This is a genomic window from Mycobacteroides sp. H001, from assembly GCF_001440005.1.
In the GTDB taxonomy this organism is placed as follows: Bacteria; Actinomycetota; Actinomycetes; order Mycobacteriales; family Mycobacteriaceae; genus Mycobacterium; species Mycobacterium gwanakae.
In genome coordinates this window covers 103,335-116,326 of record NZ_LJYH01000038.1, presented here as the reverse complement: position 1 = coordinate 116,326, position 12,992 = coordinate 103,335, and the positions used below count along the sequence as shown (strand labels likewise).

12 protein-coding genes are annotated in these 12,992 nt (G+C 66.0%); 9 read left to right on the top strand and 3 right to left on the bottom strand.

Features of this window, described 5'->3' with window-relative positions:
* Positions 1–24 precede the first annotated feature (24 nt).
* Positions 25–582, bottom strand: coding sequence for a hypothetical protein (locus AOT83_RS18975; RefSeq protein WP_030095375.1), 558 nt, complete (start codon positions 580–582; stop codon positions 25–27).
* 140 nt (positions 583–722) lie between these two features.
* Here AOT83_RS18975 and aceE point away from each other — a divergent pair, with 140 nt between their 5' ends.
* The 8 genes from aceE to AOT83_RS18935 all read left to right on the top strand — a co-directional run bounded on the left by aceE (position 723) and on the right by AOT83_RS18935 (position 10,334).
* On the top strand, positions 723–3,512 hold the full coding sequence (gene aceE / locus AOT83_RS18970) for a pyruvate dehydrogenase (acetyl-transferring), homodimeric type (protein ID WP_057964052.1): 2,790 nt from the start codon (positions 723–725) through the stop codon (positions 3,510–3,512).
* Between the two features lie 51 nt (positions 3,513–3,563).
* Entirely contained in the window at positions 3,564–4,844 is a 1,281-nt protein-coding gene (locus AOT83_RS18965) for a PucR family transcriptional regulator (RefSeq protein WP_030095373.1), read from the top strand.
* Between the two features lie 159 nt (positions 4,845–5,003).
* Positions 5,004–5,912, top strand: a complete 909-nt coding sequence (locus tag AOT83_RS18960; protein ID WP_081343688.1) for an ACP S-malonyltransferase — start codon at positions 5,004–5,006, stop codon at positions 5,910–5,912.
* Positions 5,913–6,038: 126 nt separating this feature from the next.
* Positions 6,039–6,338 (top strand): meromycolate extension acyl carrier protein AcpM, encoded by a 300-nt coding sequence (gene acpM / locus AOT83_RS18955; RefSeq protein WP_030095371.1) that lies wholly within the window; start codon positions 6,039–6,041, stop codon positions 6,336–6,338.
* Between the two features lie 5 nt (positions 6,339–6,343).
* Positions 6,344–7,597: a 3-oxoacyl-ACP synthase KasA gene (gene kasA / locus AOT83_RS18950; protein ID WP_030095370.1), complete on the top strand. Its 1,254-nt coding sequence runs from the start codon at positions 6,344–6,346 to the stop codon at positions 7,595–7,597.
* Positions 7,598–7,615: 18 nt separating this feature from the next.
* Positions 7,616–9,037: a carboxyl transferase domain-containing protein gene (locus AOT83_RS18945; protein WP_030095369.1), complete on the top strand. Its 1,422-nt coding sequence runs from the start codon at positions 7,616–7,618 to the stop codon at positions 9,035–9,037.
* The gene (locus AOT83_RS18940; RefSeq protein ID WP_057964053.1) at positions 9,034–9,867 is read left to right on the top strand and encodes an alpha/beta fold hydrolase; all 834 of its coding nucleotides are present in this window, start codon (positions 9,034–9,036) and stop codon (positions 9,865–9,867) included. The genes AOT83_RS18945 and AOT83_RS18940 overlap by 4 nt, the downstream gene beginning before the upstream one ends.
* Positions 9,868–9,926: 59 nt before the next feature.
* Positions 9,927–10,334: a hypothetical protein gene (locus AOT83_RS18935; protein ID WP_030095367.1), complete on the top strand. Its 408-nt coding sequence runs from the start codon at positions 9,927–9,929 to the stop codon at positions 10,332–10,334.
* Between the two features lie 3 nt (positions 10,335–10,337).
* On the opposite strand, the gene AOT83_RS18930 is transcribed toward AOT83_RS18935, so the two are convergent.
* Both AOT83_RS18930 and AOT83_RS18925 read right to left on the bottom strand, forming a co-directional pair.
* Positions 10,338–10,880: a DUF3145 domain-containing protein gene (locus AOT83_RS18930; protein WP_057964054.1), complete on the bottom strand. Its 543-nt coding sequence runs from the start codon at positions 10,878–10,880 to the stop codon at positions 10,338–10,340.
* Between the two features lie 178 nt (positions 10,881–11,058).
* Positions 11,059–11,877: a serine hydrolase domain-containing protein gene (locus AOT83_RS18925; RefSeq protein ID WP_057964055.1), complete on the bottom strand. Its 819-nt coding sequence runs from the start codon at positions 11,875–11,877 to the stop codon at positions 11,059–11,061.
* A gap of 24 nt (positions 11,878–11,901) precedes the next feature.
* Here AOT83_RS18925 and AOT83_RS18920 point away from each other — a divergent pair, with 24 nt between their 5' ends.
* Positions 11,902–12,990, top strand: coding sequence for an S-(hydroxymethyl)mycothiol dehydrogenase (locus AOT83_RS18920; protein WP_044104408.1), 1,089 nt, complete (start codon positions 11,902–11,904; stop codon positions 12,988–12,990).
* The last annotated feature ends 2 nt before the right edge of the window (positions 12,991–12,992 follow it).

Sequence of the window (12,992 nt, the reverse complement as noted above, 5' to 3'; positions counted from 1 at the left end):
GCCAGTGGCAATCCTCGTCAGGCACTATCGGCCTTTTGTCTGCAGAAGCGGTTCGCAGATCTTCCCGGCACGCTCCCGCGCGTCGTTGAAACTACGGACCACAGAGTTGAGAGTGCCACTGCTGAGCCGATTATCGAACGCCCCGGCCAGTTTTCGGGACTGATCGACGTACTGCGTCAGCGCATCGCGCAGTTCATCGGTCTGCGCCTTCGCCTTGACGGAGTCGATCTGTCCGGCGCTGGTGTTGAGCGCATTGATGACCGGGCCCACCTTGGCCTCCGCGCTCGACCCGTAGCCGCCCTCGTCGTTCATGACGGAGATGAGCTCATTACCCGCCGAAACGGCGGCATTCGACGTCATCGCGAACGTCTCACAGGCATCAGCCTGGGCCTGCGCCCGCGATGTCTCCTGACGCTTGGATTCCTCGGACCGCGACGTCTCGATGGACTGCGATACGTACGTGCGGTACTCCGACACCGATTCGCTGGGCGCCGACGCCTGCCCTCCCGTAGTCACGGTGCAGCCCGCCACCACCCCTGCACAGATGGCCGCTAGCGCGATCAACAGCGCCGCCATACGCATGTCACGACGGTACCTGCTGGAGCCGCTCTGGACCTGGTGACTGGACCAGACTCGCTAGTAGCAAGTGACTTGCGGCACGATGGGAGTACCGATCTGATTGTGACTGAGATCTGCACCCCCACCCCTAAGGAGCAGAAAAGTTGACCACGGAGTTCGCTCGCCAGGACCTGGCCGGAAATTCAAGCGTCTCAAACCAATCCGAGCGCGTTCGGGTGATCCGCGAAGGTGTGGCGTCGTACCTGCCCGATATCGACCCGGACGAGACGACCGAGTGGCTGGAGTCGTTTGACGGCCTGCTGGCCCGCTCGGGTCCCGCCCGGGCGCGGTACCTGATGCTGCGGCTGCTGGAGCGGGCGAATGCTGGTCGGGTGGCCATCCCGGCGTTGACGTCCACCGACTACGTGAACACCATCGCCACCGAGAATGAGCCGTGGTTCCCCGGCGACGAGGACACCGAACGCCGCTTCCGCGCGTGGATCCGCTGGAACGCCGCGATCATGGTGCACCGCGCACAGCGGCCAGGGGTCGGTGTGGGCGGCCATATTTCGACCTACGCCTCCTCGGCGGCCCTCTACGAGGTCGGTTTCAACCACTTCTTCCGCGGCAACGCCCACCCGGGCGGCGGCGACCAGATCTTCATCCAGGGTCACGCCTCCCCCGGCATCTACGCCCGCGCCTTCCTGGAAGGCCGGTTGACCACCGATCAGCTCGACGGGTTCCGGCAGGAGAAGAGCCACCCCGGCGGCGGCCTGCCGTCTTACCCGCACCCGCGCCTCATGCCCGATTTCTGGCAATTCCCAACGGTTTCCATGGGTCTGGGCCCGATGAACGCGATCATGCAGGCACGGTTCAACCACTACCTGCGCGACCGCGGCATCAAGGACACCTCCGATCAGCGGGTGTGGGCCTTCCTCGGCGACGGCGAGATGGACGAGCCCGAATCGCGCGGCCTGGCGCACATCGCCGCGACGGAGGGCCTGGACAACCTGACGTTCGTCGTCAACTGCAACCTGCAGCGCCTGGACGGCCCGGTGCGCGGCAACGGCAAGATCATCCAGGAGCTGGAGTCCTTCTTCCGCGGCGCCGGCTGGAACGTCATCAAGGTTGTCTGGGGCCGCGAATGGGATGCCCTGCTGCACGCCGATCGTGACGGCGCGCTGGTGAATCTGATGAACACCACCGCCGACGGCGACTACCAGACCTACAAGGCCAACGACGGCGCCTACGTCCGCGAACACTTCTTCGGGCGCGATCCGCGCACCAAGGAGCTGGTGAAAGACCTTAGCGACGCCCAGGTTTGGAATCTCAAGCGCGGCGGTCACGACTATCGCAAGGTGTACGCCGCGTACCGGGCGGCCACCGAGCACAAGGGCCAGCCGACGGTCATCCTGGCCAAGACCATCAAGGGCTACACCCTGGGCAAGCACTTCGAGGGCCGCAACGCCACCCATCAGATGAAGAAGCTGACCCTCGACGACCTCAAGGACTTCCGCGACAAGCAGCGGATCCCGATTTCGGACGCGCAGCTCGAAGAGAACCCGTACCTGCCGCCGTACTACCACCCCGGCCCGGAGGCTCCCGAGATCCGCTACATGCTCGACCGGCGCCGCGCGCTGGGCGGATTCGTGCCGTCGCGGCGCACCAAGTCGCGCCCGCTCACCCTGCCGGGCTCGGAGGTCTACGCCTCGGTGAAGAAGGGCTCGGGCAAGCAGGAAGTCGCCACCACCATGGCGCTGGTGCGGACCTTCAAGGAACTGTTGCGCGACAAGAACATTGGAAGCCGCATCGTCCCGATCATCCCTGACGAGGCCCGTACGTTCGGCATGGATTCCTGGTTCCCGTCGCTGAAGATCTACAACCGCAACGGCCAGCTGTACACCGCGGTGGATGCCGATCTGATGCTGGCCTATAAGGAAAGCGCGCAGGGGCAGATCCTGCACGAGGGCATCAACGAGGCCGGTTCCACCGCCTCGTTCACCGCCGTGGGCACGTCGTACTCGACCCACGACGAGCCGATGATCCCGCTGTACATCTTCTATTCGATGTTCGGTTTCCAGCGCACCGGCGACGGCCTGTGGGCCGCGGCCGATCAGATGGCACGCGGGTTCGTCCTGGGCGCCACGGCCGGGCGCACCACGCTGACCGGCGAAGGGCTGCAGCACGCCGATGGTCACTCGCTGCTGCTGGCCAGCACCAATCCCGCTGTGGTGGCTTACGATCCGGCATTCGCCTACGAAATCGCCCATATCGTCGAGCACGGCCTGCAGCGGATGTACGGCGAGAACAGCGAGAACGTGTACTTCTACATCACGCTGTACAACGAGCCGTATGTGCAGCCGGCAGAGCCGGAAAACGTCGATGTCGAGGGCATCCTGCGCGGTATCTACAAGTTCCGCGTGGCGCCCGAGGCCCGCACGCATCAGGCGCAGATCCTGGCCTCCGGGGTGTCGCTGCCCGACGCGCTGCGCGCGGCGGATCTACTGGCCGAACAGTGGGACGTGGCGGCCGACGTGTGGTCGGTGACGTCCTGGGGTGAGCTCAACCGCGACGGCCTGGCCATCGATCACCAGGCGCTACGCCACCCGGACCGCCCCAAGACCGTCCCGTACGTGACGAAGGCGCTGGAGGGCGCCCAGGGTCCCAAGGTCGCGGTCTCGGACTGGATGCACGCGGTGCCCGAGCAGATCCGGCCCTGGGTGCCGGGAACCTACCGGACCCTCGGGGCCGATGGGTTCGGCATATCCGACACCCGCCCGGCCGCACGCCGGTACTTCAACACCGATGCCGAGTCTGTCGTCGTCGCGGTACTCGAGGCACTGGCCGACGAGGGTGCCGTTGACCGCGAGGTCGCCGTGCGGGCAGCCGCGCAGTACAAGATCGACGACGTGTCGGCCGCCGACGTCTCGTATAAGGACACCGGGAGCGCCTAACTTCCCCGAATTTGGCGGTTTCCCACTAGGAATCCGGGGTACCTTTTAGGGATGCCCGACAATTCGGCGACCTCTCCTCGCGGATTTCGCGCGGCCCGCAAGCCGCGTGAAAGGGCCGAGGTTCCCGAGGCGCTCCTGCACCGGATCAAGCAGTACTCCGGCCGGCTCTCGACCGAAGCCGTCCATGTCATGGAAGAGCGCCTGCCCTTCTTCACCGACCTGGAGGCCTCGCAGCGCTCCAGCGTCGCCCTGGTGGTCCAGACGGCGATCAACAACTTCGTCGAGTGGATACGCGACCCCGAGGGCACGGTCGGCTTCACCATGCAGGCCTTCGAGGTGGTCCCCCAGGACCTCGCCAAACGCCTGGCACTGCGTCATTCCGTCGACATGGTGCGCACCGCCATGGAGTTTTTCGAAGAGGTGTTGCCCCTGCTTGCCCGCAACGATGAGCAGCTGGTGACGCTGACCGAGGGCATCTTGCGGTACAGCCGCGATCTCGCATTCGGTGCGGCCAGCGTGTACGCGGAAGCCGCCGAGACCCGCGGAGCCTGGGACTCGCGCCTGGAGGCGACGGTGGTCGACGCGGTGGTACGCGGCGACACCGGACCGGACATGCTGTCCCGGGCGGCCGCACTCAACTGGGACACCACCGCACCGGCAACGGTTATCGTCGGCACTCCCCGGCCGGAAATCATCGCCAACGCAACCACATTGGTCCATGAGGTCGCGCAACGGCACGGACGCGGCGCACTTGCCGTCATCCAGGGCACCCGGTTGCTCACCATCGCGTCGGGTCCGATCACAGCCCACAACAAGTTCATGGTCGATCTGTTGACGGTCTTCGCCGACGGTCCGGTGGTCATCGGGCCGACGGCGGGCACGCTCAGCGCCTCACACACCAGCGCCGTGGAGGCGCTCTCGGGGATGGATGCGGTGTCGGGGTGGCGGGGCGCGCCCCGACCGGTGTCCTCGCGCGAGCTGCTGCCCGAACGGGCGCTCCTGGGCGACAAGGCCGCCATCGCGGCCCTCAATACCGAAGTGATGCGCCCGCTCGGCGATGCCGGCCCGGCGCTGACCGAAACTCTCGACGCCTACTTAGATTCCGGGGGCGCTATCGAGGCCTGCGCACGCGCACTGTTTGTTCACCCAAATACTGTGCGCTATCGACTTAAGCGAATCACCGATTTCACCGGTAGGGACCCAACGTCCCCGCGTGATGCCTATGTGTTGCGTGTCGCGGCAACCGTCGGCAGACTGGCTCAGGAGCACGCCGAGGTGTTCACTCCTGAACCAGGAATCACACCAGTCACAATCAACGTCATTAAGGCTTAGACGGGTTACTCGCCGGTCACCTGCGAGGTCCCACATTGCGAGACGGTATAGATCGGGTCGCAACGGATGCTTTTTTGTAGGCATCCCACAAATACTTAAGACAAGATTCATTTTCTCTTACACGGCGCAAACGGCCCTTCACAGTGTTCTCTTAAATACGTGATTGCGCTGCTCGCTCCCGGACAGGGATCCCAGACTCCCGGCATGCTGACACCGTGGCTCGAATTGCCCGGTGCCACCGACCAGGTTGAGCAGTGGTCGAAGGCCAGCGGACTCGATCTGGTGCGCCTGGGAACCACCGCCACCGCCGAGGAGATCACCGATACCTCGATCACTCAGCCGTTGGTCGTCGCACTGACCCTGCTGGCCTACGACGAGCTGACCAAGCGCGGCCACCTCAACGCCAAGACCACCGTGGTCGCCGGCCACTCCGTCGGTGAGATCGCCGCCTACGCCATCGCCGGGGTCATCTCCGCCGATGAAGCCGTCGCCCTGGCCGCCACCCGTGGCGCCGAGATGGCCAAGGCCTGCGCGCTGGACCCGACCGGTATGTCCGCCGTGCTGGGCGGCGACGAGGCCGAGGTGCTGGAGCGCCTGGAGGCCCTCGAGCTGATCCCCGCCAACCGCAACGCCGCCGGACAGATCGTCGCCGCTGGCCGCATCACCGCACTGGAGAAGCTGGCCGAGGATCCCCCGGCCAAGGCGCGCGTGCGCCAGCTCGCCACCGCCGGTGCCTTCCACACCCACTTCATGGCTTCCGCGCAGGAGGCGTACGCCGCCGCAGCGGCCGCGATCCTCCCGTCTGAGCCGGTCACCACCTTGCTGTCCAACTTCGATGGCACCCCCGTCGCCTCCGGCGCCGACGCCATGGAGAAGCTGGTCAACCAGCTCACCTCCCCGGTGCGCTGGGATCTGTGCACCGAATACTTCAAGACCGCGGACGTGCAGGCCGTTGTGGAGCTGCCGCCCTCAGGTGCACTGGCCGGCATCGCGAAGCGTGAGATGCGTGGCGTCACCAACCAGGCCCTGAAATCCCTCGAAGACCTCGACGCCCTGGCCGAGCTGTAAGCGGCCAAACCACCAAGAAGTAGTACCCAGGATGGGCGGGCAGTGCCGCCCACTCATCCCGTTCCACAACACAGAGTTCACCCCAGGGCTGCACCCGCAGTCCACAACACCGAAGGGAGCCACCGAGTGGCCACCGCAGAAGAAAAAGATCGCATCGTCGCCGGTCTCGCCGAGATCATCGAAGAGGTCACCGGTATCGAGCCCTCCGAGGTCACCCTCGAGAAGTCGTTCGTCGACGACCTGGACATCGACTCGCTGTCGATGGTTGAGATCGCCGTCCAGACCGAGGACAAGTACGGCGTGAAGATCCCCGATGAGGATCTGGCCGGTCTGCGGACCGTTGGCGATGTCGTCAACTACATCGAGAAGCTCGAGCAGGAAAACCCCGAGGCCGCAGCCAACATCCGCGCGCAGCTGGAGGGCTAGGACTAGTGACAACCCCTTCCACTGCCAACGGTGGCTTCCCCAACGTCGTTGTGACGGCTCTCGCCGCAACGACATCTATCGCGCCTGACATCGAGGGCACGTGGAAGGGATTGATCGCCGGGGAGAGCGGCATCGAGGTTCTCGAAGACGAATTCGTCGAGAAGTTCGGTCTGCCCGTGTGGATCGGTGGGCACCTCAAGGAGCCCATCGACAACCACATGACCCGGTTGGAGCTTCGCCGGATGGCCTACGTGCAGCGCATGGCGCTGCTCGTAGGCCGTCAGGTGTGGCAGAACGCCGGCACGCCCGATGACATCGACAAGGACCGCCTTGGCGTCGTCATCGGTACCGGGCTCGGCGGTGGCGAGCGCATCGTCGAAACCTACGACACCATGAATGAGCATGGCATTCGCAAGGTTTCACCGCTCGCCGTCCAGATGTGCATGCCCAACGGTGCCGCCGCGGTGGTGGGCCTGGAGATCGGCGCCCGCGCGGGTGTCATCACGCCGGTGTCGGCGTGTTCCTCCGGCTCCGAGGCCATCGCACACGCGTGGCGCCAGATCGTGATGGGCGATGCCGACATGGTCGTCTGCGGTGGTGTGGAGGGCATGATCGAAGCCCTGCCGATCGCCGCGTTCTCCATGATGCGCGCCATGTCGACCCGAAATGATGAGCCGGAGAAGGCTTCTCGTCCTTTCGACAAGGACCGCGACGGATTCGTGTTCGGCGAGGCCGGCGCGCTCATGGTCATCGAGACCGAAGAGCACGCCAAGGCTCGCGGCGCGCAGATCCTGGCCCGCATCATGGGCGCCGGCATCACCTCCGACGCGTACCACATGGTGGCCCCCGGCCCCGATGGTGTGCGCGCCGGTGCGGCGATGACCCGCGCAATTCAGACAGCTGGCCTGTCCCCCAAGGACATTGACCACATCAACGCGCACGGCACGGCCACCCCAATCGGCGATGTCGCCGAGGCTAATGCCATCCACGTCGCCGGTGTGCAGCATGCCGCGGTGTACGCGCCCAAGTCGGCGCTCGGCCACTCGATTGGTGCCGTCGGCGCCCTGGAATCGGTGCTCACCGTGCTCGCACTGCGCGACGGCGTTATCCCGCCGACGCTCAATCTTGACAACCTTGATCCCGAAATCGACCTGGATGTCGTTGCGGGAGAGCCGCGTCACGGGGATTTTAAATACGCAATCAATAACTCGTTCGGATTCGGCGGGCACAACGTTGCGCTTGCCTTTGGCAAGTACTAAGCACCAGAGAGGCTCAAGATGACGATCCTGGCTCCCGAGGCCATCGACGAATCGCTCGATCCGCGTGATCCGTTGCTCCGGCTGAGCACGTTCTTCGATGACGGCACCGTCGAGCTGCTACACGAGCGTGACCGCTCGGGTGTGCTGGCCGCCGGTGGCACGGTCAACGGAGTCAGGACCATCGCCTTCTGCACCGACGGCACCGTCATGGGCGGCGCCATGGGTATCGAGGGCTGCCGCCACATCGTCAACGCCTACGACACCGCCATCGAGGAGCAGAGCCCCATCGTGGGTATCTGGCACTCCGGCGGTGCCCGTCTGGCTGAAGGGGTTTCGGCCCTGCACGCCGTCGGGCTGGTCTTCGAGGCCATGATCCGCGCCTCGGGTTACATCCCGCAGATCTCGATCGTCGTCGGCTTCGCCGCCGGCGGTGCGGCGTATGGCCCGGCACTGACCGACGTCATCATCATGGCGCCGGAGAGCCGCGTGTTCGTCACCGGACCCGACGTGGTCCGCAGCGTCACCGGCGAGGACGTCGACATGGCCACCCTGGGTGGCCCCGAGGCCCACCACAAGAAGTCGGGTGTGTGCCACATCGTCGCCGACGATGAGCTGGACGCCTACGCGCGTGGTCGCAAGCTGGTCGGGTTCTTCTGCCAGCAGGGCGTTTTCGACCGCAATCGCGCCGAGGCCGATCACACCGATCTGCGCGCGCTGCTGCCCGAGTCGGCCAAGCGCGCCTACGACGTGCACCCGATCGTCAACGCGCTGCTCGACGGGGACGACCCGTTCGAAGAATTCCAGGGCAAGTGGGCGCCGTCGATGGTTATCGGCCTGGGCCGCCTGGCCGGGCGAAGCGTCGGCGTGCTGGCCAACAACCCACTGCGTCTGGGTGGCTGCCTGAACTCCGAAAGCGCCGAGAAGGCAGCGCGTTTCGTGCGCCTGTGCAACGCCTTCGGCATTCCGCTGATCGTGCTCGTGGACGTGCCCGGTTACCTGCCCGGTGTGGGCCAGGAGTGGGGCGGCGTGGTGCGCCGCGGCGCCAAGCTGCTGCACGCGTTCGGTGAGGCCACCGTTCCGCGCGTCACGCTGGTGACCCGCAAGATCTACGGTGGTGCCTACATCGCCATGAACTCCCGCTCGCTGGGCGCCACCAAGGTGTTCGCGTGGCCGGACGCCGAGGTCGCCGTCATGGGCGCCAAGGCCGCCGTGGGCATCCTGCACAAGAAGCAGCTGGCCGCCGCCCCCGAAGAGGAGCGCGAGGCCCTGCATGAGGAGCTGGCTCTCGAGCACGAGCGGATCGCCGGTGGCGTGGATCGTGCCATCGAGATCGGCGTCGTCGACGAGGAGATCGAGCCGTCGCAGACCCGCGCGGTGCTGACCCGCGCCCTCGCCGAAGCGCCGTCACGGCGCGGCCGGCACAAGAACATCCCGCTGTGACGGTCGGCACCACGGTCACGGTCGACGGACACCGGCTGGCATATCGCCAGTTCGGTTCCGGGGACCGCGTTGTGGTGCTGTCCCACGCCTTCCTCACCTCGCACTATCTGGAACACGCCTGGGCCAAGGAATTGGCCGAGCGCGGTTTCCGGGTGATCTGCCTGGACCTGCTTGGCACCACCGCCGATGAGCGCCCGCTCGAGCCGGACCGCTACAACTCACAAGCGCTGGGCCGCCAGCTCATCGGCGCCCTGGATGCCCTGGGCATCGAGCGTGCGGTGCTCGGTGGCACCTCCGTCGGCGCGAACATCTCGGTAGAGGCGGCGGCATTGGCACCCGAGCGGGTGGCCGGGCTGCTGCTCGAGGGGCCATTCCTGGAGAACGGCATCGGCGTCGCCGGGTACCTGTGGTCGGCCGGGCTCACCTTGTTCACTCTCGGTCGGCCGCTGGTGTGGCTGGTAGGCGCGGTGGCTCGATCGTTCCCCGAAACCGAGCAGCCCACCCTGGGTCTTATTCGCTCGTTCCTGACCGCTCCGCCGTCGCGCTCGGCGGCGTTCATGAAGGGCATGCTGGTGGGCCGTATGGCACCGCCACGCGCGGTACGGCGGGCCGTTGATGCGCCCACCATGATCCTCTCGCTCACCGCCGACCCGCTGCACCCGGCGGCCGACGCGCACAATCTCGCCATCGATATCGTTGGTGCGCAAGTGGTTTCGGCTGGAACGTTGGCCACCTTGCGGTTCTGGCCGCGCCGGGTGACACCCGCGATCGTGAGCTTCCTGGTGGAGACGTTCGGCATCGACGTCGCCACGCGACAGGCCGACGCCTAGTCATCCCCCTACTGTTAGAGTGACGTTTCATTCACATAATCGACAAGGGAGTCTGGGGAATGGCACTTCGGCGCAAGAAGGCACTCAAGTTGCTTGTCGACGGTCAGCCGACCGCGACGCTCGTCACGACGAAGGTCGGGCCGAGCCTGTTTCAGCGGCTGTCGGCGCTCATCGAGAATCTGGTGCGCCTGGGCATTCGCCTCGCAGGTATCGGATTCCGGGCGGGCGGCGCCGGACTGGCAGCCACCGGTGTCGCGCATTTCATCGCGCCCCAGCCGTTCGAGTCTCTCTCCAAGGTCGCCTTCCCGGAGGACACCCGCCGCTGGGTCTACCAGAACGGCGTCACCGAGCTGCTGCTCGGCCTTGCGCTGGCATTCCGGCGCACCCGCATCGTGGGCAGCCTCGGCGGCCTCGCCTACATCGGCTTCCTGGTGAGCCGTCTGATCGGTAACGCCAACAAGAGCTGAGGTTTAACCGACTCCGCGGAGCCAGGTGACCTCGGCGCCGTCGCCGCCGCTGCGGTACGGCTCCAACGCGTCATCCCACGCGGTGCCCAGCATGTTGTCGAGTTCGGCGGTGATGCTGCCGGGGTCCGATCGCATGTCCCCGTCCAGCAGTGTGCGCAGCCGCATCTCGCTGACCATGATGTCGCCGTTGGCGCTTGTGCTACCGCTCCACATGCCCAGCTGCGGGACGTGGCTGAAGCGCTGTCCGTCCACGCCATCGCTGGCGTCCTCGGTGACTTCGAAGCGCAGCACGGGCCACGAGCGCAGGGCGTTGGCCAGGCGCGCACCCGTACCGACGGGGCCCACCCAGTTGGTGACGGCACGCAGCTGCCCCGGCATGGCTGGTTGTGCCTGCCAGCGCAGCGAGACTTCCGCCGGGCGGCTCGATGAGATCGCCGACAGGGTCGACGACAAAGCCCACTCGACGTGCGGGCACACCGCAGCCGGAGAGGCATGGACATACACCACGCCGGTTGTCGAGTCGGCGAACTGAGGCGACGCGTGCATTCGTAGTGCTCCTTTGTCTTCGACGAGGACGTCTTCCCCAACGACTCGCGAAGCTTTCAGAGCGTGTTACCGAATTACACCAATGTGCCTTGTGACACCATTGTGCCCTGTGGTGCGCGTGTTGCGCCAGTCCCAGAGCCCAATTTGAGGTAACGGCTTCCTGAGAGTTTGAGAACCCCTACCCGAATTCGGCCAGCACGGCGTCGGAGAGCTGTGGCCACAGCTGGTTGGCCCAACCGTCAAAGGGCCTGTCGGTCAGCACGACGAGTGCCAGATCGGCGATCGGGTCCACCCACAAAAACGTGCCGGACTGCCCGAAGTGGCCGTAGGTGGCCGGTGAATTCTCAGTACCGGTCCAGTGCGGAATCTTGGTGCTCTTGATCTCAAAGCCCAGGCCCCAGTCGTTGGGACGCTGCACGCCGTAGCCGGGCAGCACCCCGTCCAATCCCGGGAAGACGACGTTCGTCGCACGCTGATGCGTCTCGGCCGTCACAAGACGCGGACGCAGCAGCTCACCGGCAAAGGCCACCAGGTCCACGACGGTGGACGCTCCCCCGTACCCGGCGGTGTCTGCTCCGCCGGGCAACACCGTGTGCCCCATACCAAGTGGCTCGAACACCGCCTCACGAAGGTACTGACCGAACTCGATGGTGGACCCGGCCTGCACCGTATGCGCCAGCACCGCGAAGCCGTAGTTCGAATACACCCGGCGAGTACCGGGCTTGGCTATGACAGCGTCAGAGAGCAGCGACAGCCCCGAAGCGTGCGCCAGCAGATGTTCGACGGTCGAAGCGGGCGGGCCGGCCGGCGTCGCAAGCTCCACGGCACCTTCCTCCAGCGCCACCTGTGCGGACCGGGCCACCAATGGTTTGGTGACCGATGCGAGTGCGAATTGGTGCGTGACAGGGCCGGTTTGGGCCCTTATCCCCTCCGGCCCCACTACCGCGGCGGCGACGGTGGGTACTGGCCAATCGGCGACGAGGTCGAGGGCACCCATGCCTGGGACTGTAGCGTCTGACGCATGTCTCAAACTGTGCGCGGTGTGATCGCTCGGTCGGTGAAGGCTCCGGTGGAATTGGTGGACATCGTGGTTCCCGACCCGGGCCCCGGTGAGGTTGTGGTGAAGGTGCAGGCGTGCGGCGTCTGCCACACCGATCTGACCTACCGCGAGGGCGGTATCAACGACGAGTTCCCGTTCCTGTTGGGCCATGAGGCGGCCGGAATCGTGGAGACGGTCGGCGAGGGCGTCACCACTGTCGAGCCGGGCGATTTCGTGATCCTGAACTGGCGTGCGGTGTGCGGAGTGTGCCGGGCCTGCAAGCGCGGACGCCCGCAGTACTGCTTCGACACGTTCAACGCGACCCAGAAGATGACGTTGACCGACGGCACCGAGCTGACCCCCGCCCTGGGCATCGGCGCGTTCATCGAGAAGACGCTGGTGCACGCCGGTCAGTGCACCAAGGTCGACCCGACCGCCGATCCGGCCGTGGTCGGCCTGCTGGGGTGCGGTGTGATGGCCGGCTTGGGTGCAGCCGTCAACACCGGCAACGTCGGGCGCGATGACTCGGTCGCGGTCATCGGATGCGGCGGGGTCGGGGACGCCGCGATCGCCGGGGCCAAGCTGGCCGGGGCACGCAAGATCATCGCCATCGATACCGACGACACCAAACTGGCCTGGGCCAAGGACTTCGGAGCCACCGACACCATCAACGCCCGCACGGTCGAGGACGTGGTGACCGCGGTGCAAGAACTCACCGGCGAGTTCGGTGCCGATGTCGTGATCGATGCGGTGGGCCGCCCGGAAACCTGGAAGCAGGCGTTCTACGCCCGCGATCTGGCGGGCACCGTCGTGCTGGTGGGGGTGCCCACCCCCGACATGAAACTCGAGATGCCGCTCATCGACTTCTTCTCCCGCGGCGGATCGCTGAAGTCCTCCTGGTACGGCGACTGCCTGCCCGAACGGGACTTCCCCACCCTGGTCAGCCTGTACCAGCAGGGCCGCCTGCCCCTGGATCGCTTCGTCACCGAACGCATCAGCATCGGCGATATCGAAGAAGCCTTCGAGAAAATGCATCACGGGCAGGTGCTGCGCTCGGTGGTCGTGCTCTAACG

Coding starts and splice junctions, on each gene's coding strand:
- AOT83_RS18975 (WP_030095375.1), bottom strand. CDS start 582: ATGCGTATGGCGGCGCTGTTGATCGCGCTAGCGGCCATCTGTGCAGGG.
- AOT83_RS18965 (WP_030095373.1), top strand. CDS start 3,564: ATGCCCGACAATTCGGCGACCTCTCCTCGCGGATTTCGCGCGGCCCGC.
- AOT83_RS18945 (WP_030095369.1), top strand. CDS start 7,616: ATGACGATCCTGGCTCCCGAGGCCATCGACGAATCGCTCGATCCGCGT.
- AOT83_RS18935 (WP_030095367.1), top strand. CDS start 9,927: ATGGCACTTCGGCGCAAGAAGGCACTCAAGTTGCTTGTCGACGGTCAG.
- AOT83_RS18930 (WP_057964054.1), bottom strand. CDS start 10,880: ATGCACGCGTCGCCTCAGTTCGCCGACTCGACAACCGGCGTGGTGTAT.
- AOT83_RS18925 (WP_057964055.1), bottom strand. CDS start 11,877: ATGGGTGCCCTCGACCTCGTCGCCGATTGGCCAGTACCCACCGTCGCC.
- AOT83_RS18920 (WP_044104408.1), top strand. CDS start 11,902: ATGTCTCAAACTGTGCGCGGTGTGATCGCTCGGTCGGTGAAGGCTCCG.